The sequence below is a fragment of the Massilicoli timonensis genome (assembly GCF_900199515.1).
In the GTDB taxonomy this organism is placed as follows: domain Bacteria; phylum Bacillota_I; class Bacilli_A; order Erysipelotrichales; family Erysipelotrichaceae; genus Massilicoli; species Massilicoli timonensis.
Window position 1 is genome coordinate 1160766 of sequence record NZ_LT963434.1, and the last position, 23524, is coordinate 1184289.

The 23524-nt window shown below is 45.2% G+C and carries 25 protein-coding genes; 5 read left to right on the forward strand and 20 right to left on the reverse strand.

The window, feature by feature from the left end:
• Positions 1-3: 3 nt before the first annotated feature.
• The 15 genes from atpA to C1712_RS07805 form a co-directional block, all read right to left on the reverse strand.
• Positions 4-1521, reverse strand: a complete 1518-nt coding sequence (gene atpA, locus C1712_RS07735; RefSeq protein WP_102268213.1) for a F0F1 ATP synthase subunit alpha — start codon at positions 1519-1521, stop codon at positions 4-6.
• Between the two features lie 15 nt (positions 1522-1536).
• On the reverse strand, positions 1537-2082 hold the full coding sequence (gene atpH / locus C1712_RS07740) for an ATP synthase F1 subunit delta (protein ID WP_102268215.1): 546 nt from the start codon (positions 2080-2082) through the stop codon (positions 1537-1539).
• The gene (gene atpF, locus C1712_RS07745) at positions 2070-2597 is read right to left on the reverse strand and encodes a F0F1 ATP synthase subunit B (protein WP_102268217.1); all 528 of its coding nucleotides are present in this window, start codon (positions 2595-2597) and stop codon (positions 2070-2072) included. Before atpF ends, atpH begins: the two co-directional genes overlap by 13 nt.
• Before the next feature lie 36 nt (positions 2598-2633).
• A complete protein-coding gene (gene atpE, locus C1712_RS07750; RefSeq protein WP_102268218.1) occupies positions 2634-2876 on the reverse strand; it encodes an ATP synthase F0 subunit C in 243 nt (80 codons plus the stop codon).
• A 50-nt stretch (positions 2877-2926) separates the two neighbouring features.
• Complete coding sequence (atpB, locus tag C1712_RS07755; RefSeq protein WP_102268220.1) at positions 2927-3619, reverse strand: F0F1 ATP synthase subunit A; 693 nt, start codon at positions 3617-3619, stop codon at positions 2927-2929.
• On the reverse strand, positions 3619-3987 hold the full coding sequence (locus tag C1712_RS07760) for a hypothetical protein (RefSeq protein WP_102268221.1): 369 nt from the start codon (positions 3985-3987) through the stop codon (positions 3619-3621). Before C1712_RS07760 ends, atpB begins: the two co-directional genes overlap by 1 nt.
• Positions 3980-4168: an AtpZ/AtpI family protein gene (locus C1712_RS07765; protein ID WP_102268223.1), complete on the reverse strand. Its 189-nt coding sequence runs from the start codon at positions 4166-4168 to the stop codon at positions 3980-3982. The genes C1712_RS07760 and C1712_RS07765 overlap by 8 nt, the downstream gene beginning before the upstream one ends.
• Before the next feature lies 1 nt (position 4169).
• Positions 4170-4790 carry a uracil phosphoribosyltransferase gene (gene upp, locus C1712_RS07770; RefSeq protein ID WP_102268225.1) on the reverse strand — a complete coding sequence of 207 codons (621 nt, stop codon included), beginning with the start codon at positions 4788-4790 and terminating at the stop codon, positions 4170-4172.
• Between the two features lie 232 nt (positions 4791-5022).
• Positions 5023-7008: a BglG family transcription antiterminator gene (locus tag C1712_RS07775; protein WP_102268227.1), complete on the reverse strand. Its 1986-nt coding sequence runs from the start codon at positions 7006-7008 to the stop codon at positions 5023-5025.
• 35 nt (positions 7009-7043) lie between these two features.
• Positions 7044-8198 (reverse strand): sodium ion-translocating decarboxylase subunit beta, encoded by a 1155-nt coding sequence (locus C1712_RS07780; RefSeq protein ID WP_102268229.1) that lies wholly within the window; start codon positions 8196-8198, stop codon positions 7044-7046.
• A gap of 22 nt (positions 8199-8220) precedes the next feature.
• Entirely contained in the window at positions 8221-8595 is a 375-nt protein-coding gene (locus C1712_RS13115; RefSeq protein WP_102268231.1) for a biotin/lipoyl-containing protein, read from the reverse strand.
• A gap of 11 nt (positions 8596-8606) precedes the next feature.
• Positions 8607-8948 carry an OadG family protein gene (locus C1712_RS07790; protein WP_102268233.1) on the reverse strand — a complete coding sequence of 114 codons (342 nt, stop codon included), beginning with the start codon at positions 8946-8948 and terminating at the stop codon, positions 8607-8609.
• 22 nt (positions 8949-8970) lie between these two features.
• A complete protein-coding gene (locus C1712_RS07795; RefSeq protein WP_102268235.1) occupies positions 8971-10212 on the reverse strand; it encodes an SLC13 family permease in 1242 nt (413 codons plus the stop codon).
• A gap of 19 nt (positions 10213-10231) precedes the next feature.
• Entirely contained in the window at positions 10232-11773 is a 1542-nt protein-coding gene (locus C1712_RS07800; protein ID WP_102268237.1) for an acyl-CoA carboxylase subunit beta, read from the reverse strand.
• A gap of 14 nt (positions 11774-11787) precedes the next feature.
• Entirely contained in the window at positions 11788-12975 is a 1188-nt protein-coding gene (locus C1712_RS07805; RefSeq protein ID WP_102268240.1) for a CaiB/BaiF CoA transferase family protein, read from the reverse strand.
• A gap of 360 nt (positions 12976-13335) precedes the next feature.
• On the opposite strand from C1712_RS07805, the gene C1712_RS07810 reads away from it, so the two are divergent.
• From C1712_RS07810 to C1712_RS07825, 4 genes are all read left to right on the forward strand, one after another.
• A complete protein-coding gene (locus C1712_RS07810; protein WP_102268242.1) occupies positions 13336-14283 on the forward strand; it encodes a biotin--[acetyl-CoA-carboxylase] ligase in 948 nt (315 codons plus the stop codon).
• Between the two features lie 39 nt (positions 14284-14322).
• A complete protein-coding gene (locus tag C1712_RS07815; protein WP_102268244.1) occupies positions 14323-14862 on the forward strand; it encodes a biotin transporter BioY in 540 nt (179 codons plus the stop codon).
• Positions 14863-15066: 204 nt separating this feature from the next.
• Positions 15067-15348 (forward strand): TnpV protein, encoded by a 282-nt coding sequence (locus C1712_RS07820; RefSeq protein ID WP_425436002.1) that lies wholly within the window; start codon positions 15067-15069, stop codon positions 15346-15348.
• A gap of 258 nt (positions 15349-15606) precedes the next feature.
• Positions 15607-16905 carry an ATP-binding protein gene (locus C1712_RS07825; protein WP_102268246.1) on the forward strand — a complete coding sequence of 433 codons (1299 nt, stop codon included), beginning with the start codon at positions 15607-15609 and terminating at the stop codon, positions 16903-16905.
• 299 nt (positions 16906-17204) lie between these two features.
• Here C1712_RS07825 and C1712_RS07830 read toward each other — a convergent pair whose 3' ends face one another.
• From C1712_RS07830 to C1712_RS07850, 5 genes are all read right to left on the reverse strand, one after another.
• Complete coding sequence (locus C1712_RS07830) at positions 17205-17747, reverse strand: DUF5336 domain-containing protein (RefSeq protein WP_102268248.1); 543 nt, start codon at positions 17745-17747, stop codon at positions 17205-17207.
• Complete coding sequence (locus C1712_RS07835; protein WP_102268250.1) at positions 17729-18178, reverse strand: zinc ribbon domain-containing protein; 450 nt, start codon at positions 18176-18178, stop codon at positions 17729-17731. Before C1712_RS07835 ends, C1712_RS07830 begins: the two co-directional genes overlap by 19 nt.
• 203 nt (positions 18179-18381) lie before the next feature.
• On the reverse strand, positions 18382-18870 hold the full coding sequence (locus C1712_RS07840) for a hypothetical protein (protein WP_102268252.1): 489 nt from the start codon (positions 18868-18870) through the stop codon (positions 18382-18384).
• Between the two features lie 28 nt (positions 18871-18898).
• Positions 18899-19894, reverse strand: a complete 996-nt coding sequence (locus C1712_RS07845) for an isocitrate/isopropylmalate dehydrogenase family protein (RefSeq protein WP_102268254.1) — start codon at positions 19892-19894, stop codon at positions 18899-18901.
• Positions 19895-19912: 18 nt separating this feature from the next.
• Complete coding sequence (locus C1712_RS07850; RefSeq protein WP_102268256.1) at positions 19913-21223, reverse strand: citrate synthase; 1311 nt, start codon at positions 21221-21223, stop codon at positions 19913-19915.
• Between the two features lie 168 nt (positions 21224-21391).
• On the opposite strand from C1712_RS07850, the gene C1712_RS07855 reads away from it, so the two are divergent.
• The gene (locus tag C1712_RS07855; protein WP_102268258.1) at positions 21392-23311 is read left to right on the forward strand and encodes an aconitate hydratase; all 1920 of its coding nucleotides are present in this window, start codon (positions 21392-21394) and stop codon (positions 23309-23311) included.
• Positions 23312-23524 lie beyond the last annotated feature (213 nt).

Here is a 23524-nt window from a genome sequence, read left to right on the forward strand (position 1 = left end):
ACACTATCCTTCCAGTACTTCATACTGTTTCGCAAATGCTTCCAAAGCCGTTTTGATCTTCGCCTCTAACTCATCATCCAATTTCTGTTTCGCATCGATTTCACTGAAAATATCCGCATGTTCGCGTTCCATATATTTCAACATTTCTTTTTCGTAGTTTCCTACCTGTTTTGCCGCAACCGGCTTTAAGAATTTATTTTTCGCCGCATACAGCGATACGACCTGATGTGATACCGGCATCGGTTCATACTGATTTTGGATCAGCAGCTGGGTCAGGCGTTCACCATGTGCCAATACGCCTGCCGTAGCCGCATCTAAGTCGCTTCCGAATTTCGCAAACGCCTGCATTTCCGCATACTGTGCCAGCTCCAGTTTCAAAGAGCCGGATACCTGCTTCATCGCCTTGATCTGCGCCGCACTGCCGACACGAGATACCGAAAGACCGCTGTCTACCGCCGGACGAATACCGGCATTAAACAATTCGCTCTGCAAGAAAATCTGTCCATCGGTAATGGAAATGACATTGGTCGGAATATAGGCGGAAATATCGCCTGCCTGTGTTTCAATGATCGGCAAAGCCGTCAAGCTGCCTCCGCCCAGTTCATCATTTAATTTCGCCGCACGCTCCAATAAACGGCTGTGCAGATAGAAGACATCGCCCGGATATGCTTCACGTCCCGGCGGGCGTTTCAGAAGCAGCGACATCGTACGGTATGCGACCGCATGTTTGCTGAGATCGTCATAAACGATCAGCACGTCTTCGCCCTTTTCCATCCACTCTTCACCGATCGCACAGCCCGCATAAGGCGCAATATACTGCAGCGGCGCCGGTTCACTCGCTGTGGAAGATACGATCGTCGTATATTCCATGGCACCATAACTGCGCAGTTTTTCCACGATCTGTGCAACCGTGCTGGCTTTCTGACCGATTGCCACATAAATACATTTTACATTTTTTCCTTTTTGATTGATGATCGTATCGATCGCAATCGCCGTTTTACCGGTCTGACGATCGCCGATGATCAATTCACGCTGTCCTTTCCCGATCGGGATCATCGAATCAATGATCTTGAGTCCGGTCTGGATCGGCTGAAATACACTTTTTCTCGTCATAACGCCCGGTGCAACACGTTCTACTTCACGATAGCGGTCGCTCTTGATCGCTTCACCGCCATCGATCGCCTGTCCCAACGCGTTTACCACACGTCCCAGCATGCAATCACCGACCGGCACCTCAACGATACGCCCGGTACGCTTGACTTCATCTCCTTCTTTGATGCCGGAATCATCGCCCATCAGCACGGCTCCGACATGTTCTTCCTCCAGGTTCAGCACCATTCCATATACATCGCCCGGAAATAACAGCAGCTCGCCTGCCATCGCATTTTGAAGTCCATAGATCAAAGCGATCCCATCACCGATCGTAATGACCGTTCCGCTTTCGCCCACATCTAAGTCTTCATCATAGCGCTTGATCTGCTCTTTGATCAGTTTACTGATTTCTTCTGGCCGTAGATTCATATGCGCTCACCTCACTTATCGCTCATTTGCTGACTGCACAGACTCTTTCATTTTGTTTAACCGCATCGCGGCCGAGTTGTCAATCACCAAATCATCTACTTTCACTCTGATGCCTGCCAATAACGATGGATCGACCAGCACCTGCAGTTCCACTGTCTTGGATAACTTTTGTTCCAACAACGCCTTGAGCGCGGCACACTGTTTTTCATCCAGTTCCTGTGCGCTTCTTACAAGCGCCACCGCGATCCGGTATTCTTCGTTGTATGCCTTCACAAAAGCTTTTACGATCTGAAAAAAACTCACAAAACGTCCTTTATCGATCAACAGCTTCATAAAATTCATGAGGCTGTGATCTGTATCGGCACCGTACACTTGCACAAGCAGTTCCTTTTTTTCAGCCTTGGCAACCCTTGGATGATTCAAGATCTTTACGAAATCACCATGTTCCCTAAGCGATGCCGCAATCGCCGTCAGCTGTTCTTTATAAACATCTAAACGCTGTTCCTCTTTGCCTAATGCAAACAGCGCCTGCGCATAAGCGTTCGCGGCTATGCCTGCCATGTATCTTCACCTGCCTGCTCGATGAAGTCTTTTACATATTGTTTATGGGTCGCTTCATCCAGTTCTTTTTCAACGATCTTACCGGCCGCAAGAAAAGCAACTTCCGTGATCTCGTCTTTGATCTGCTTGCGGGCAAGCACTTTTTCCCGTTCAATATCGGCAGCCGCTTTTTCTTTCATCAGATCAGCGCTGCGCCGTGCATCTGCCAAAATTTCCCGCTTTTCTTCATTCGCGTTCTTTTTCGCCGTTTCCATGAGCGCATGCGCTTCCGCTTTCACACTTGCAAGCTGTTCTTCATACTGCTGCTTATATTGTGCGCCTTCTGCTTTCGCCGCTTTCGCCGCATCTAAATCACCCTGGATCACTTCCGAGCGGGCATTGAGATAAACCGTTACCTTATCCCAGAAGAAATGCTTTGCGATAAGTACAATGAGCAATGTGGAAATACAGATCAGAAGCATATCGGTTGGAACCAATCGTAAATAACTATTGATATCAAATACAAAACCATTCATGTCTTATCTGTCCTCCTTCTCTTCTAAAATGCGTGATTATGCCTTTAAGAAGATCAGGATCAATGCGATGATCAAGGAATAGATACCGGTCGTTTCCGCCAACGCGATACCGAGCACCATGATCGAACGAATCTTGCCGGCTGCTTCCGGATTGCGTCCTACCGCTTCCGCACCTTTACTGGCTGCGATACCCTGTCCGATACCAGGCCCTAAACCGGCAATCATTGCGATGCCCGCACCTAACAATGCCATACCACTTACGAACTCTGCATTAAACATAAAAATTTTCCTCCTTCAACTAATCGTCTTTTTATGTAGTTCTGTTTTTACTATTCACCTTCACACACCTGCTCGCTCAAGAAGAAGCTTGCCAGCGTAAAGAAGATATAAGTCTGAATCAGACCTGAGAAAATATCAAAATATGCGTGCAGCAGCGGGGTAAACAGATAACCCAGCGCACCGAACGGCATAAACGATGTCATCATGTAGTAAACAAGCGCCATGATGATCGAGCCTGCCAAAATATTGCCAAACAAACGCAGCGACAGTGAGATCGGCAGAGCCAGTTCGCCGATGATATTTAACGGAGTTAAAAAGAACATCGGTTCTGTCAGTTCTTTCATTCGCGCAAGCAGCCCGCCTTTTCTGATTCCGTTATACTGAATCAGCAGAAACATCATAAGCGCCAGTGTTACATTCACGCTCAGATTTGATGTCGGCGGCTGTAAGCCCAACAGTCCCAGCAGATTGCTCATCGCCATCATCATCGTCAGCGTTCCTAAAAACGGCAAATAACGATGTGTTTTTTCTTTCAGGTTATCGCCGATGATGCTCATGCACGTGTTATACAGCATTTCCACCATCAATACGATGCCTTTCGGCGCCTGCGTCGGATCTGCTTTTTCAAACTTTTTGCCCCATATCACAAGCAGCACACACAGAATGACACATAGGCCCAGCCAATTAACAACTGATTGGGGAATCTCAAGGACAAATGAGCCAACTGTGATCACAAAGTCCATTATTCAGCCTCCTTTCTGTGCATCCACACATATAAAAGTATTGCGACTTTGTGGCAGGAAAAACCCACCAGCATCGCCAATATATCAACGCCTGCATAGGCGCTAATACCAAACACCAATAAATACAGCACATAGCGCTTCGCATATTCCGAGAATGCCGGCAGCTTCAGATCGGTTACGCTGCCATCGATCCGCTCGCTCATCGCAATGATCTTCTGAAAGCCAAGCACCCCGCTTAATGCACCGATCGCCACACCGGCGGGAACGTATTTATATTCCTGTGTAAGCAGCGCCATGGCTGCCATGGCAATCGCCATCAAAAGCCAAGTCAATTGCCGGATCCCGCGGTACATTCGTTTTTCATTCATCTTTCCCGCACTCCTTTACCAGCAGATAAAGATTGCCGATCATCGCATATACAAGCAAGCCGATCAAAAACAATGGCGATGTATGCAAATGATCATCAGCATAAATACCGATACCAAGCGCAAGCACACAAGAGATCGCCATGCGAAAGGCAAAGCGCAGTGCCTGCTGATAGCCTTTCATCTTATTTCGTGCCGAAGATGCGATCGCCGGCATCACCGAGACCGGGTACGATATAGCCCTTTTCATTTAAGTGATCGTCTAAGGCTGCCAGATAGATATCGACATCGGGATGCAGTTCCTCAATGACCTTGACCCCTTCCGGTGCACCTACCAAACAAATCAGACGAATATCACGCGCACCCTGTTTTTTCACCATGTCAATGGCCGCCGCCGCGCTGCCCCCGGTTGCCAGCATCGGATCCACCACCATCACGATCGAGCGATCCATATCTTTCGGATACTTTTCAAAATAAGGATGCGGCTGCAGCGTTTCTTCATCACGATACATACCGATATGTGCAACCTTCACCGTCGGAATCAGATTACAGATTCCATTCACCATGCCAAGTCCCGCCCGCAGGATCGGCACCAGCACGATATCCTTTTCCAGCTCTTTCGTCACACAGCCGCAGACCGGCGTTTCGATCCGCACTTCTTTTGTCGGCAGATCACGGGTAATCTCATAAGCCATTAAACCGCCGATTTCATCAAGATTCTGTCGAAAATCCTTTGTTTTCGTTTCTTTTTTACGCATCTGTGTTAATTTATGCGTAATCAAAGGATGATCCAACACATGTAACATTATCCTCACTCCTTATTGATTTATACAGCACACCCATCTTTTTCCCACTGTATAAATACGATTTCATTATAACAAACTCACCTATGAAATACAAAAGTATTCTTTATGAGTTCCAGTTCATCGGTAAGGAAAATTGCTATGAAAAAAAGGAACATGCTGCTATGTTCCTTCTAAACGAAAAGCGATGAAATACCAATAATCAGTTATTTCGGTTATTTAAGAAGGACGTTCATCAAAATTCAGGGAAATTTCGTATATAGTTTTCTAAACAACTGATAAAATTTTCATAAGTCAGATTATGCAGCAGCTCCATCATCGCTCTACCATTGTTGATCCAATGTTCAAACTCACCGCCAAACAGCAGTAAATCTTCTTTATGATCATTTCCCAAGATCAATACGATCACGCATTGTATCGCTTCACGAAAGAATATGACCGGATGCTCCAGCTTAAACACAGAGCAATATGTTTCGCTCGTATAGTTTTCCAGCGTCTTTAAGTAAGCGATCGTATTGCCGTTCTCTACCGGGTTTAAGGTGTTTCTGATCCGCAGATCGGAATGAATATCACCTTTAATGCCCAGATCCTCCTGTAAACGATCGGCAATGCGATTTAACGCTTCTACATCGGAGTTTACTCCTTTCAAGGTGTAAAAGTTCTCTTTGCGGAAAATCTTTTTGAGCTTTGCCAGTTTTTCTTCGATGCGATAGTAGCACAGCGCACTGGCGATCTCATCATGCTTTGATATTTTGAAATCAAAGTGCACCACCGGCGTATTGGTCGATTCAAACTCTTCTGCCGGCAAGTCGGTAATGATGAAATCATACTGTCCGAACTGAATATCATTTTTCTGATATTGCTCATATACTTTGATATCTCTGATAAAGCGATTAAAACGCTGTACCGTCGCTTCGACGATGCTCATCGCCACATCTCTGCCAAAGTAGGAAATCACGGCAACACGGTTGTCCTTCAAAACATCTTTTTCCATGCGCATGATGACCGGAAGCAATAGAAACGCCATATAAGGCACTTCATTTCGATGGATCTTATAGCCGATGGTATCCGAAAGCCGTTTGCACAGCAATACGGATAACTCGATCGCCAATGAAGAATTTTTGATCGTCAGATAGCCCGGTACATAGTCAATGATCAAATTGTTCTGGGCACGCAGACGCAGGCCGATCAAATGCAGCGTCAAACGCTCTTTGAAGATGCGATCGGTTTCAAAGGTCGCAAGCCCGCATCGATTTGATAAATAGTGGATCGCATCCTCGGCTAATGCCAAACATTCATGAAACTGTCGTTTCACATGTACTTCTTCATAGCGAAGAATGGTACGATAGCCAAGCATGGTGATCCCTAGGAATGCAATATCATCCTCGGTATAGACCAAATCGATTTCTTCTTTGAGCTTGGCTAAGATCTTCTTGCTCATTTCATAAGAAAATGTAAAATGACAGTTGATGATTTCCTCATCTGTATAAGAAACCTCTTGTCCTGATGAGTTGCGGTTTTTCAACAGAATGATCGCCAATACGATCTTATCGATCGCTTCCGATGATATACAGTAATTGGCATCCTGTTTCAAGAAGTCTAAGATGACAGCACGAATGACCTTTGTCTGATGCGTTGGCAGTTCAAATAACTGCTTGTAGTTTTTTTCTTCATAAACGCTTCCCTGCATATGTAAAAAGGAACCGTGTTCATTCATCATACAAATGCGTTTATTGCTTTCTTTGCCGTTTACGATCAAGCCATAATTCGCTTTCTGTTCTAAAAGCAGACCATACTCTTCCAAAACCTCACGTACGACATGCAGGGTCCTGGTGATCAGCGAGCGGCTGCAGTAAATTTCCTCTGACAACGAAGCGATCTTGACATAGCCGTTAGCGGCAATCAAGCGCTGGATCAGATAATGCAGACGGGCTTCGTTATTGACATAGGGATAGATCTCTTTATAAGCGTTGTTGTAGATCTCCATGAACTTCTGGAATTTTTCTTTATCCTCGCGATGCAGATAAAACCCCAGTCCGCTTTTTGATTCGATGTCGATTCCATATACCTCTTTCAAATGCGCGCTCATCTGTTCAATGTCGCGTCGGATCGTTTTGCCCGCTGCCCCAATAACAAGTGAGAGCTGACTGGAATTTAAGAATCCGTCATACTCAATCAACTGCATCAGTATGGCATATTGTCTTCTTGAAAGTTGTTCCATATCAGCCCTCCTGTTTGATTTTTATTTTTTACACATTATGCAAAGAACATGAGCAAGGCGCCGGCCGCAACCGCAGATCCGATTACACCTGCTACGTTAGGCCCCATTGCGTGCATGAGCAAGAAGTTGGCAGGATTGTATTTCTGCCCTTCTTTCTGTACGACACGCGCCGCCATCGGTACCGCCGATACACCGGCAGCGCCGATCAAAGGATTGATCTTTCCTTTTGTTAGTTTGCACATTACTTTTCCTAATAATACACCGCCGGCAGTGCCAACCGAGAACGCGATCAGGCCCAAGATAATGATCGAGATCGTCTGCGTATTCAGGAAGTGCACCGCGTCTGCTTTTGCACCTACGGTCATACCTAACAAGATGGAAATGATATACATTAACGTATCTGACAAGGTCTTAACCAGATTTGGCACAACGCCGGATTCTTTGATCAAGTTGCCCAGCATCAGCATACCGATCAGGGATCCAGCAGATGGTAACAGCAAGATCACCAACAGCGATACGGCGATCGGGAAGATGACCTTTTCGGTCTTGCTGACCGGACGCAGCTGTTCCATTTTGATCTTGCGTTCTTTTTCCGTCGTCAGCAGCTTCATGATCGGCGGCTGGATAATCGGTACCAGCGCCATATAAGAGTATGCCGCAATCGCGATCGGTCCCAGCAGATCAGATGCCAGACGGCTCGTTAAGAACAATGCGGTCGGTCCATCAGCACCACCGATGATACCGATAGAAGCCGCTTCCGGTCCGGTAAAGCCAAGCAGGATCGCACCGACAAAGGTGAAGAAGATTCCAAACTGCGCCGCCGCACCAAGCAGCAAAGAACGCGGATTGGCAATTAACGGTCCAAAATCTGTCGAGGCTCCGATACACAAGAAGATGAGCGGCGGATAAATACCTAGATCAGTACCCGCATAGAGTAATCTCAGCAATCCTCCATCATCCATCAAACCGGCCAGAGGCAGATTCACTAACAGCATACCAAATGCAATCGGGATCAGCAAATATGGTTCATAGCCTCTCCAGATGGCCAGGTATAAGAACAGACATGCAATGCAGATCATGATCAAATAGCCCGGCAGCATCAGATTCATTCCAAATAACTCTAACTCAAATAAGTCGAAGATGTGGTAGAACCCTGTGCTTTCCCAAAAACTCTGCAGTAATTCAAGCATTTTGTTTTACCTCTCTTTCAAATTATTCAAGTGTTACCAGTACATCTCCTGAAGCAACAGTATCTCCTTTTGCTACACTTACGCTTGCTACCGTACCATCAGCCGGTGCAACGATTTCATTTTCCATTTTCATGGCTTCCAGGATACACAGGATATCACCGGCTTTTACGCTCTGTCCGGCTTTTACCTGCACATCCAAGATCGTTCCCGGCATCGGTGCGTTTACTGCTCCTGCTCCGCCTGCCGGTTTTGGTTTCGGTGCCGCTTTTTTCGCAGCTGGTTTCGGTGCCGCTTTCGGCGCTGCCTGTGGAGCTGCGCTCGCTACTTCGCTGACACCCAATTCTTCAACTTCTACATCATAAGAAACGCCATTTACTGTAATGTTATATTTTTTCATTTTTTATACTCCTATCTCATTAAATTCATACGTCCGGCTTTCGCCCATTCTGATTCATTCTCCGCACTTGGCACGATACTGCGCACCACAAATGCATTCATTGATTTTCCGCTTGTCGCCGCAACGGCCGCCGCAATGACCGCAACCAGTTCACTGTCATCTTCCTCCTCGATGACTTCTTCCACGATCGGTGCAGCCGCTGCTTTCGGCTCTTCTTTTTTCGTTCCCCGATTGATGAGGAATGCCACAAAATCAATGAAGTAGGAAATTACAATCAAGGCAACGAATACCAACGCCATACTGAATACGGTGATTACACCAGAATCAAGCAGTGTGATTTCATTTCCATACATACTGTTTTACCTCACTTATATCTTACAAAAACCAATTAAATACACCAAGCAGACCCATTGCCGCACCGATCAGTACGGAAAGAACTGCAAGACCTAACTGCTGCATGAACAGTTTATTTTTATCCGTTTCAGCATTGGCTGCCGAGTAACCGAGCGCACCGATTGTAGAAAGCGGTGAACAAGTTACCAGATGCGCACCCAAGCAGACTGCCGCACCTAATGCCGCCGGTGCCACAGCTCCGCCTAAACCGGCTGAAATCTCTGTAACCGTAGGGATCAATGTCGGCATTACGACACCGGACGCGCTGGATACTGCCGATAACAGACCGGCCATACAACAGATAATGGAAGACGCTGTGTTTTCGCTCATGATCGAAGACAGCGCATCGGATAATAACTGAATGCCGCCGACACTGTTAATGACATTGATCAGCACCGAAACACCGCCGACCAAAAGCAATGTGCCCCAAGGAACACCGGCAATGGATTTCGCCTGATCGCTGGCTTTCAGGATCAGCAATACAGATGAACCAAGCAGTGCCACAAGCGCAATATCCCAGCCTAAGAACATCGCTGCCAATACAACGCACAGGATCACAGCAACTGTCAGCCACTGATTTTTATTGAAGGAAGGCACTTCTTCGCCTTCGCGCACTCCCTGATTTTTGATCTTCCAGCCGCCAATGATCGTAAATACGACAGCATACTGTACGATATGGATCACGACTGCGGATAACATAACCGGTGTATATGGTGCAATACCGGAAGATTCAAACAATGTTGATGCAACGATGCCGCTTGGTCCAAATGGTGTCAAACCACCAACCAGACCACCGCAGATGACACACATCAGCATGATGATATCTTTGATGTTTTCCTTTTTACCGACACTGGTAGCGATCGGACAAAGCAAGGCCGGCGTAACGATCGGACCTGCACCGACTGCCGATAGGATCGCCGCGAATACAAAGAATAAATGCGGGATCAGTTTTGTTTTACCTTTTGCCAGCTGAATTACTTTATACGCCATCGTTTCCATCGTACCATTGACTTTGGCGATAGAGAACAGGAACGTCATGGACATCAAGGTAACAAAGGTGCTTGTCGGGAATCCGGCGATGATTTCTTTACCGGTCATATCCGCTAAGAACGTACCTACCAAGAATGCCATCGCAATACCTAAGACACCGGTATTTACATTGGTGAAGTAACCGATTGCAATCGCTACGAATAGGGAAAGCAATGCAATAAGTTCTATGCTCATAAGTTTCTCCTTTCCTTAATTATAGAGGGATGTTTCCGTGTTTCTTCGCAGGACGCGTCTGACGTTTGTTCTGCAAGATTTCAAATGCGGAAATCACATATTTTCTCGTTAATGCCGGTTCAATGACATCATCGACATAACCGCGTGCCGCACCGATATATGGATTGGCAACCGTATCTTCGTATTCTTTGATCTTTTCCGCACGTTTTGCGGCAGGATCGTCGGCCGCTTTGATTTCCTTGCGGAATACGATATTCGCGGCACCGCTTGCACCCATAACCGCTAACTGTGCATGCGGCCAAGCATAAACGAAGTCAGCGCCCAGATGTTTTGAACACATTGCAATATAAGAACCGCCAAAGCCTTTACGGGTAATAACGGTTACCATCGGTACAGTTGCTTCGCTGTATGCATACAGCATCTTTGCACCATGACGGATGATACCGCCGTATTCCTGTTCAGAGCCCGGCAAGAAGCCCGGTACATCTTCCAGCGTCAGCATCGGGATATTGAAAGCGTCGCAGGTGCGGATAAAGCGTGCACCCTTGTCTGATGCGTCGATATCCATGCAGCCGCCGTTCATCTTCGGCTGGTTTGCGATCACACCAACGCTCTTGCCATTCAAACGCATAAAGCCGCAGATGATGTTTTTCGCAAATAACGGCTGGTATTCCATAAATACACCGTCATCAGCCAATGATTCAATGATATCCATCATATCGTAAGCCTTGTTCGGATTGTCAGGAACGATCGTGTTCAGCTTTTCATCAACACGGTTGATATCATCATCGCTGGCAACGACCGGTGCTTTTTCCATATTGTTAGATGGCAGGTAGGAAAGCAGTTCTCTGATGCGGGCAAAGCATTCCTCTTCTGTCGCATCCATGTAATGTGCCACGCCGCTCACTGAATTATGGGTCATCGCACCGCCTAATGTTTCCTGATCGATCTCTTCACCGGTTACCGTTTTAATGACATCCGGTCCGGTAATGAACATCTTGCCGATGTTTTCCACCATTAAGATGAAGTCGGTCAGCGCCGGAGAATAGGTTGCCCCACCGGCACATGGTCCTAAGATTACCGAAATCTGCGGAATGACACCGGAAGCATTGACATTATTCTTAAAAATATTGCCAAAACCCGCTAACGCATCAATGCCTTCCTGCACACGTGCACCACCGGAATCCTGAATACCGATGAGCGGAACACCGCTTTCTAATGCCATGCGCTGTACTTTGCAGATCTTGTCGGCATGTTTTTCACCAAGTGATCCGCCCAGCACCGTAAAGTCCTGTGCGAAAATATAAACCGGACGTCCGTCGATCTGTCCATAGCCGCATACGACACCTTCACCCGGCGCTTCTTTTCCAAGCATGCCGAACTGCGTGCAGCGATGTTCTACGAACGCGTCGATTTCCACAAAACTGCCTTCGTCCAATAAATGATTGATTCTTTCTCTTGCGGTCAGTTTGCCTGACTGATGCTGTTTTTCAATCGCCTTTTCTCCGCCGCCCAGACGGATCTTTTCTTTTCTGGCTTTCAATTCATCTAGTTTACTCATTTTTATCACATTCCTTATAAAATATTTTTTGCTTTTACTTCAGCGATCTGTTCTTCGCTGTATCCCAAGTAGTCGCGTAAGATCTCATCGGTGTTTTCACCCAAAACCGGCGCCGGTGTGCGGAAACCGCCTTTTGTTTCGGACATCTTGATCGGCGTATCTGCCATCTTGAACGGTCCTACCTTCGGATGATTTGCCTCAACGATCATTTCACGCGCAACGACCTGCTCATTGCTGATTACCTTATCAACCGTATTGACATAAGTAACCGGCACGTTTGCGGCAACCAGCTGTTCATACCATTCATCACTGGTCTTTGTCATAAAGATTTCATCCATGATCGGTTTCAATTCTTCATAATTCTGTGTACGCAGCGGATTGGTATTAAAGCGTTCGTCATCAACCAGTTCTTCACGGCCTGCAACAGTCAAGAATTTCTTCCACAGACCATTGTTTCCGATCGCAACCATAACTTTGATATTGTCCTTGCACAGGAAATCTTCAAATGGGGTAATGGAAGCATGGCGATTGCCTTTTGGCTGCGGGATCACGCCGTTTACCAAATAACGTGCAATCGCATTTTCCAAGATTGCCACCTGGCAGTCCAGCATTGCCACATCGACCTTCTGTCCTTTACCGGTCTTATTTTTGTGGTAAAGCGCAGTAATCGTTCCGACTGCCGCAAACAAACCGGCCGTGATATCGCCCACAGACGCACCGACACGGGTGTACTGTCCATCGCCCGGACCGGTAATGCTCATGATTCCGCCCATTGCCTGCACGATCGCATCATAAGCAGGACGTTTGGAGAACGGACCGCTGTGACCGAATCCGGATACACAGGTATAAATGATTTCCGGATTGATCTTCTTCAGATCTTCATAGCCCATTCCCAGTTTTTCCATCGTTCCCGGCTTAAAGTTTTCCACAACGACATCAGCCTTCTTGATCAATTCTTTTACCAGTTCCACACCGTTAGGGTCTTTGGTATTGACCGTAATGCTCTTTTTGTTGCGGTTGATGCTCATGTAATAAGCACTTTCACCGTTCACATAAGGGCCGTATGCACGGGAATCATCACCGGTTCCCGGCATCTCAACTTTAATGACTTCTGCTCCGAAGTCTGCCAAGATCATCGTACAATATGGTCCTGACAATACACGTGTCAAATCGACGACTTTTACTCCCTCTAATGGCAGCATAAAAAATTCTAACCTCCTTCTCGCATGTATATGGATACATGGCTTTTCTATAGTTAGAATTATAAAGACCTTAATAAAGGAACTAAACAGGATAAAAAACCGTTATAAAAGCATAAAATAAAGCCGTTATGTAAAAAAATCACACAATTTTTCCATAAATTAGCAGAACTCTCTGTACGTTCTTTCAAATAATTTCCTTAATCAAAGGACATTTATATATTCAGTATGCGCTTACATCTTTTTTTCATGCTTCACCTGACGAAAAAACCTGTAAAAATGCCGCTGTTAAAGGTAAACCTATAAGTATCGTTCGGGTTTACTAAATGGTAAAATGTAGATGATAAGAAATGAGGTGCTGCTATGCTGGTAATTGAATTATTGGAAAAAAGCAGAGGGCGTTATTTATCAGGAGAACTGATCGCACAATACTGCGGCATTACCCGCGCTGCGGTCTGGAAACAGATCAAATCGTTGAAGGAGCAAGGCTATCAGATCGAAAGCCGCAAAGGTAAAGGCTATTGTCTGGCAAATGACTGTGATATTCTGTCACAAGAAGCGATTTCCTCTTATTTGCATGATCCCTCTTTTCAGATCATTGTCAAATCTGAGGTTACTTCCACCAATGATGTATTAAAAGAACTCGCTCAGCAGGGATATCCGGAAAAATGTGTATTGATCGCACAGACACAGACAAAAGGGAAAGGGAGAAAGGGACGTTCTTTCTATTCCCCAAATGATGATGGCTTATATATGAGCCTGCTGCTCAGACCAAAACAGCTCAAACCGGAAGACACGCTGCTGTTAAGCGCCCTCAGCGCCTGTGCCGTACAAAGCGGCATCAAGCGTGTTACCGGATTAGATACACAGATCAAATGGGTCAATGACATTTATCTGAAAGGGAAGAAGGTCTGCGGCATCTTATGTGAGGGAAGCTGTTCGATCGAAACAAATGAATTTGACTATATTATCGTCGGCATCGGCATCAACTGCCACAATACCACATTCCCACAGGACATTAAGGGAATTGCCGCTTCTTTGCAAAGTGCATCTTTCATACGGGCGAAGCTGGCAGCCGCGATCATTGCAGATTTTTTCAAAGATTATCAGACACTGCCAAATCGTGATTTTCTATCACATTACCGTAAACACAGCTGTGTGATCGGCAAGATGATCCAAGTGTATCAGGGCAATCAGACTTATCCCGCAAAGGTGCTGGACATTGATGAACATGGCTATCTGATCATTGAAAAAGACGGTCACTTGGAAACGCTGAGCAGTGGGGAAATCACCATTCGCGTCAAGTCTTGACCGTTTGCCTGATCATTTATTGAAGGAGGAACATGACAAATGAAAACAAAAGATATGATCCAATGCACACTATGCTGTGTTTTAATGATTATCGGGGGACTCTTACATATTTCGATCGGACCGATCCCTTTGACTTTGCAGGTCCTGATGCTTTGTATTACGGTATTTCTGCTTCAGAAACAAGCATGGATCAGCGTTGCCCTTTATATTGTGATGGGTTTGATCGGACTGCCGGTATTTGCAAGCGGCGGCGGTTTCGGCTATGTCCTGTATCCGTCATTTGGTTTTTTGTTAGGCTTTTTGATTGCAGCCCTTATCGGCGGCTATCTCTATGCTTATTTGCTTCCTAAAACAAAGTTTGCGGCAATCATGACCGGCATTGCCATGGAAGCGGTTATCTATATTGTGGCGCTGCCGTATTTGTATGTCATCATGACAACGGTCATGGGAACGACGCTTACTGTTTCCACCTTATTTACCGCTTATTTTCTTACTTTTCTACCGGGAGATCTCGTATCTGTTTTCATCGCCGCATTGTTTATCCCCCGACTTGCCAAAGTGATAAAGCTACAAAAATAAGATTGTATGATAATTCCTAATTTCAAAAAAAAAAGGCCACTGCTCGGGTAGCTTCCAATAAGACAGTATGAGAACCTTACTGACATAGGGTAGCTGCCGTACAGGGTGCGACAAGAAAAATTGGCGATACTTGGTTTTACAACCAGGTATCGCCTTTTTTCATCACTAACACTATTTTTGAACCTATGATTGGAGAGACATACGATGCAAGAACTGAACTATATTCGTTGTGAAGACTACTACATTCCCGATATTCGCTTGCCGGAGGGAAGCAGACCCATTGGTCGTTTTGGAAGGATGCACAGGGATTATCTCAAGGAGCATAACCCTATCCTATTTGATACTCTGTGCCTTGACAGTACGCTTTGGACTTATTTGGCTGATTTGAACGAGCAGGCGCAAAACCGTCTTGAAGTCATTATTGAGCAGATAAATGCCGTAGAGGGAGTGACAGAGGAATTGAAAGCTGCTGACCAAATGGCATGAGTTGGTGCCATGAACAGTATTTGCAATCGTGCTGAAGAAATCATAAAATCCGAGATGATTCATTGCTAAATGAATCAAACAAAGCAAGTGATGTTTGGCAAATGTTAGACATCACTTGCTTTTTACCTATCTAAAAGATATTATGGATAACACAGGCTTTGTTCACTGTAAAAAGTGTAATTACTTTTCTAAAATTCGTTGCATTTTTTGTAATTCCGCGATATACTATATTTGCATTATACTAACGGAGGTGCGTGTATGTACCGAATTGCAATTGAAAAATTGTTAAAATGGAAACAAAACAAACGCCGCAAGCCTTTAATCATCGAAGGTGCACGTCAAGTCGGCAAGACCTGGCTGATGAAAGAATTTGGTAGGCAGGCGTATGCGGACACAGTATATATCAATTTTGACTCCAATTCCAGAATGGCGGAGTTGTTTGCCTCCGACTTGGATACCGACCGTTTGATTATGGGGCTGGAGCTGTATGCAGGTCACAAAATTGATCCGAACAATTCTCTACTGATTTTTGATGAAGTGCAGGAAGTTCCAAGAGCGTTGGCATCTCTTAAATACTTTTATGAAAATGCACCGCAGTATCACATTGTGTGCGCCGGTTCGCTGCTCGGCATTGCCTTACATCAAGGCACGTCTTTTCCTGTTGGCAAGGTGGATTTCTTAAAACTGTATCCTCTTTCCTTTAAGGAGTTTTTGATGGCAACCGATAAGGAGCGTTTTGCTGAGCTTCTTGATAAGCAAGACTTCGATATGGTTACAAGATTTAAGCAAACGTATATTGATGCCTTGAAATATTACTACTTTGTTGGCGGTATGCCCGAAGCCGTGCAGAGCTTTGCGGAAAATAAAGACTTTAACGAGGTTCGTGAAATTCAAAAACGAATCCTCGCTGCCTATGAACAGGATTTCTCTAAGCACGCTCCAAACGAAATTGTTCCAAGACTTCGTATGTTGTGGAACAGTATTCCTTCCCAACTTGCCAAGGAAAACAAAAAGTTTATCTACGGTCTTGTTCGTGAAGGCGCTCGTGCAAAAGAGTACGAGACTGCTATTATGTGGCTCAGTGATTGTGGTTTGGTTCATAAAGTTAGCCGAGTCAATGCGGCGAGAATCCCTTTACGTGCGTATGAGGACTTGAAAGCATTTAAGCTGTTTGTGGTGGATGTTGGACTCCTTGGCTGTATGGTGGGACTTCGACAGCGCACCTTGCTTGATGGTAACGACCTGTTTGTAGAGTTCAAGGGCGCTCTTACAGAGCAATATGTTTGTCAGCAGCTAAAAACCATCGAAGGCTTGGATGTTTACTATTACACCAACGACAGGGGTTCCTGCGAGGTTGATTTTGTCGTTGATACGGGTGAGCAGATTGTTCCTATTGAAGTAAAAGCAGAAGTAAACCTCAGAGCTAAGAGTTTGAAAACCTATCAAGAAAAATTCTCACCCGAAATTTCTGTTCGTACATCTATGTCGGACTACAAAAAAGAAGAATGGCTCGTTAATCTGCCGCTGTATGCGATAGATCAGATTGACAAGATATAACGGTGGGAACAGTTATGAGCATTAAACAACTATCTTCCGACGGCAAAATTGCTTATTTGATTAAACCAATATAGAAACTCTTACAGGAAGCCGGCGCTCAGTTAGAGCGTTCTGAAATAAAAGCTCGTATTTCTGATTTGGATGACCAAATTGCGGAATTTGCCGAAATTGAAAAGAAATCCAAGAAAACTGGAAACACCTATAAGGAATTTAATTTCAAGTTCAATTTTGCGATTAAAGATTTGTTCTTGATCGGCTTGTTGACGTATACGGATACTTCTCCAATCCGGCAACCTTTTTTACGGCTTCAAAATAGTTTTTCTGCGATTATCTGCCACTTCTAACAGATGAAACGCATCGCCAGCCATTGTAAGATACTGACCGACATTTCGATAATCATCATTGGGGATCAGCTGTAATTCTTTATCATCTTGTCCAATGATATGCCAATTATATACGGTTCTGCTGTGATTTCTGGCTACGATTATCCTTTTCTTTAATTGTATGCTTTTGATTTCATCATAGGCGATCTTCTTTTCGATCCCTTTACGGGTTATGACAAAGATGCCGTATTCATAAAAATCAATGCGATCCTTCATGCAAAGCAGCGCGAACACAGCTGCGGCAAAGAATACGATGCCCAGCATAATGAGCAAATAACTGCCTGCACCGGCAATTTGTCCCTGCACGCCGGCTAATATACAGAAAAATCCCAATACAGCAAATAAGATCGCACCGGCTAACAGCCATGTCGTATCTCCCTTGCAGGAGGCGATCAAGCCCCCAAAAACCTCGTCATGCACCTGTGTTGTATGAGGTGCTGTCAGCTTTCTTCGATACATGCTGCTTCCTCCTTCTTGCCCTGATCGATTTCCGCAATCAAGTTTTCTAAATATTCCTCATGTCCGCTGAAATTACAGATCTTCCCGATTTCCTGCAGCAGCTGTGCTTTTTCTTCTTTTCCCTCTTTTTTTGCGCTCCATGTTCGGATCATCTCAAAAACACGTTCTAAATGATGCTGAGTGGGAAAGCGTGCATAGCGTTCTTTATATTCCTTGGCAGCCGTTTTATCGATCTGGGTTCCTCGCATACAGCTTGAACAGCCGATAAAATAAGATTTGGTAAACTGTATGATCGGAATGTAGAAAATACTGAAATAGCGTACCTGACGAAAAAGATAATAATGCGTATAGCCGTCGCAGTTTGCATAAGGGCGCAAACCCAGATAAGTGCTTTTCTTTACTTTTGTTCCCCAACTGTAAAGGATCATCATAGAAATCCCCTCCTTTTTATTATGAACGATCGATCATATTCCCATTTATTTCATTACATTGATACCGTTATGCCTATACGTCTTTTTCATCCTCCGGATACACTTTTCTCTTGCTTAATCTCGTCTTGTTTTATCCTTCCCTCCTTTCAGTCTGTCACAAAACGAGTTTTTCTCGATTATATCGGCTTTCCCCCTTTGCGCGATCATTGCCATTTTACATCGCTTAAATCTGCCAGATAGTGCATATTTCTTCTTTCTTTGTGTTCCAAAAAAGTATTGGGCAGCGAAGCATACGCATCACATAGCTCTTCACCGGTAAAGGCAAAATGAAACGGACCCGGCGCTTTCCCCTCTTCGACGATCACACATTTGGTAAAGTGATAAAAGATCTTGAGTTTCCCCTCAGTATAAGTATCCGCTTCTCCTAATAATGTTTCACATAAGCGAAATAACTGACGCTTGTCGATATTGCTGCGAAAGATCACACAGTATAAATCGTGATAAGGCAAAAATACCGCCTGTTCGGTAACAAATGAATCAGCGATGATCTTAGCGATGCGCTGTTTCAGCGTTGCCGCATAATCGCGCCGCAATAATTCCTCATTGCCAAAACCGAAATACAGCGCAAATACCTTCGAGCCGTTTTTGTATTTATAGACCGGTTCGGGAATCGTAATTTTTAATAACTTCATCATATCCACCTCGATTGCCTTTACTATATCATAAACAGGCTAAAATAGCATCCGCAAACTGTGTGGTCGTTGCGGTTCCGCCCAGATCTTTGGTGCGTACTTTTTCTTCTTGCAAAACTTTGTCGATCGCATCTGTTATCCGTTTTGCTTCTTTTGGATAGCCAATATGTTCCAGCATGAAGCAAGATGCCAGCAGCAGCGCCAATGGATTGGCACAGTTTTGCCCGGCAATATCCGGTGCACTGCCATGTACCGCTTCAAAAATAGCATAGTCGTTCCCAATATTGGCAGACGGCAATACTCCCAGCCCGCCGATCAAGCCGCTGGTAAGATCAGATAACAAATCGCCGTATAAATTCGGCATTACCATGACATCAAAGCGATGGGGATCCATGACCAGCTGCATACAGGCATTGTCAACGATCAGATCTTCGCTTTCGATCATCGGATACGCTTGGGCAATCTCTTGAAAACAGGATAAAAACAAACCATCGCTTTTCTTTAAGATATTCGCCTTATGCACACAGGTTACCTTATGTCGCCCTTTGGCACAGGCATAGTCAAAAGCGGCGCGAATGATGCGCTCGCTCGCATGGCGAGTGATCTTTTTGATCGCATGCACCTCATCATCACTGATCACGATTTCTTCTCCGGTGTAAAGATCTTCGGTATTTTCCCGAAAGATCACGATATCCACATCACAAAATGGTGTCTTGATCTTTGGCAAAGAGTGTGCGGGGCGAATGTTTGCGTAAAGATCATAACGCTGGCGCAGCTGCACATTGACGGAACGAAATCCTTTTCCGATCGGTGTTGTGATCGGCGCTTTTAATACCACACGATTTTTCTTGATTGAATCATGGACTGCCTGCGGGATCAATTCCCCACAGTTCGCAAACGCGTTCATACCTGCATCAAACACTTCAAATGTGAGCGGCAGCTTTAGTGCATGCAAGATCCGCAGTACCGCTTCCGTGATTTCCGGGCCGATGCCATCGCCTCTTAATACCGTTATCGTTTTCATGCTTTTCCCTCCATCCTGTCATTTCACATGCTTCAAAGTACCGACGTAGCGGGTTGCCGGTCTGACGATCTTTCCGCTGGCTAGCTGATGCTCGATATTATGCGCAAGCCAGCCCATGCTGCGGGCACAGGCAAACAAAGGCGTATATAATTCTTCCGGTATCTGTAAAAGCTCATAGACAAACCCGCTGTAATAATCGACATTGGTGCATACCGTTATACCTTTTTCTTCTTTCAGCAGCGCTTTGACACATTTCGCAAAGCGTTCATAATAAGCAAACTCTTTCTGTTTTCCTTTGGCAATCGCCAAAGCCTTCGCCTGGTCTTGCAGCAGCTCGGCGCGTGGATCACTGTATGTATAGATGGCATGTCCAAAACCATAAAGCAAACCGCTTTGATCAAAACCTTCTTTTCTTAACAGCTGTGCAGCTGCCTCTTTCAGTTCTGCTTCACTTGCATCTAAACCGGTTTTGCGCATCAGTTCTTTCATCATCTGCGCGGCTTTACAGTTTGCACCGCCATGCTTCGGCCCTTTCAAAGCACCGATCGCTCCCGCAAATGCCGCATATAGATCCGTACCGGTCGATCCCATCACCACATTTACAAAGGTTGAGTTGTTTCCGCCACCGTGATCGCTGTGCAGCGCAAGCATCAGATCCAATATCTGTGCCTCTTCTTTGGTGTACTTCCGGTCGCTTCTTAACATGCGCAGAATATTCTCGGCTGTGGAGCGATCTTTTGCCATCGGATGAATGTATAAAGAATGTCCATGAAGCGCATGCTGCTTGCTTGCGTAATTATAACAGATCAAGGACGGCAGCTTGGCGATCAGCGCAATCCCCTGATAAAGCCGCGTTTCATTATCCAAAGCATCGGCATTGTCGTCATATTCATATAAGGTCAATATGTCCTGCATCAGTTTGTTCATTAGATTTTTTGAGGAGCCGCGCAAAATCTGTTTTTCCAAAAAGCCATCCGGCAAAGCGGCGTGTTCTGCCAAAACGCTCTGCCATACAGATAACTCCTCTTGACTTGGCAAAAAGCCAAACAGCAGCAAAAATCCACATCTCTCATATTGATTACAAGTATCTTCTTTCTCTAATAGTTCCTGTATTTCATAGCCGCGATAATACAGTTTCCCTTGCGCATCTTTTTTCATGGTGCCTTTCATCTCATAGCCAACTACATCCGCCACCTTGGTCAAGCCGACCAATACGCCGGTCCCATCTTCATTGCGCAGACCGTTTTTTACATGATACATTTGATACCATTCTTTGGGGATCGACTGTTCCTCTAAATAACGCAGATAATACTGATGAAGCGTAAACATCGCCGCACTTCCTTTCTGATATTGCGTTTATTATAGCATGAATACATGTTGTTTGGAAAATATTTCATATGTAATGATTGAAATATTTTCATATATCATCATTTTTTATTCATTTATTTACAAGAACAGTGCTATAATATTGCGTATAAGATGCAAAGGAGGAATTTTATGCCGACATTAAGTGAGAAAATACTGCGTGCCCATGCGGCGAACAATGCTTTTACAAAAGGAAAGCAGATGCGTTTGAAGATCGATCAGACGCTCACCCAAGATGCGACCGGAACGATGGCTTATCTGCAATTAGAAGCAATCGGCATCAAACGGGTAAAAACGGAATTATCGCTCAGTTATGTCGATCATAATACACTGCAAAACGGATATGAAAACGCGGATGATCACAAATATCTGCAAAGCATTGCCAATGCACATGGCATTCGCTTCTCTAAAGCAGGAAATGGAATTTGTCATCAGGTGCATTTAGAGCGTTTCGCGAAACCGGGCTGTACGTTATTAGGCAGTGATTCTCATACGCCGACAGCCGGTGGAATCGGCGCATTGGCAATCGGTGCGGGTGGTCTTGATGTTGCCTGTGCAATGGCGGGTTATCCTTTTACTTTAACTGTTCCAAAGATCATGCAGGTCGTACTGCATGGAAAACTGCAAAAGGGCGTCAGTGCGAAAGATGTCATTTTGACACTGCTTGGCATGCTGAGCGTAAAGGGCGGTGTCGGCAAGATCATCGAATACAGTGGTGATGGCATCGCATCCCTAACCATTCCAGAGCGTGCCACGATCTGCAATATGGGGGCAGAACTGGGTGCGACTACTTCGATCTTCCCAAGCGACGCGATGACCAAAGCTTTTTTGGAAAGTCAGGGGAGAGGACAAGATTATGTGGAATTGTCAGCTGATGATGACGCGCAATATGATGAACAAATCGAGCTGTATTTAGATCAGATCGAACCGATGATCGCATTGCCGCATTCTCCCGATCAGGTAAAAGCGGTTAAAGACAGGATCGGTATGAAGATCGATCAGGTAGCAATCGGCAGCTGTACCAATTCCAGTTATATGGATCTGATGAAAACAGCCGCCATCTTAAAAGGCAAACATGTGCATCCCGATGTCAGTTTGATCATCTCACCGGGGAGCCGTCAGGTATTGCAGATGATTACGGATAGCGGCGCTTTGCATACGCTGTTAGCAGCAGGCGCGCGGCTGCTGGAATGCACCTGCGGACCTTGTATCGGCATGGGGCAGTCTCCGCAAACCGACGCCGTATCTTTGCGTACCTTTAACCGCAACTTTTATGGACGCAGCGGTACACTCAGCGCCAAAGTGTGCTTGGTTTCACCGGAAACAGCTGCTGCCAGTGCTGTGGCCGGCGTACTGGTCGATCCACGCACCGTATCGTTTGCCATGCCTCAGGACCAGACATCTATTCCGATTGACGATTCTATGATCCTGCTACCGGATCACGATCTCAGCAAGCCCATTATCCGCGGGCCGAATATCAAACCGCTCCCGATCAATACAACAATGCCCAATCATTTCACCAAACAGGTGCTGATCAAGCTGGGCGATCACATCACGACCGATCACATCGCTCCGGCAGGCGCCAAGGTGCTCCCTTATCGCAGCAACATCGAAAAACTATCCGAGTTTGTTTTTCAAAACAATCAAAAAGATTTCTATTTGAACTGTCAAAGGCATCAAGGCGGCATCGTCGTAGCCGGGGAAAACTATGGCCAGGGTTCTAGTCGTGAACATGCGGCGCTGGCTTTGATGTATCTGGGCATCAAGGCGGTCATTGCGAAAAGTTTTGCCCGTATTCATCATGCTAACCTGATCAACTTCGGTATTTTGCCGTTGTTGTTTACCAAAGCGGAAGATCTTGAAAGCATTGATGAATTAGATGAACTGCAATTTCATGATCTTTCCCAATTAAAAGAAGGACAGCCTTTTGTGGTATATAATGCAACCAAAAAAACGGCTTATACCTGTACCCATCAGTTAAGCGCACATGATATCGCCATACTAAAAGAAGGCGGTCTATTGAATTATATCCGTTCCCACACAGACGCATGATACGCGTCTGTTTGTTAATCTATTGATCGCATCTACGTCTTTCATCATTTAGAAACGCTATACTCCATTGCCATTAAAAAATAAGAAAAACATATCTTATATTGTCGATAAAACAGAACCTGCTATGCGTATTCTCATACAATAAAAAGAACGGCAATGCCACTTTCTACATGGGGCCTTGCCATCTTTTTTATTTCTGTTTTATATTTCTTT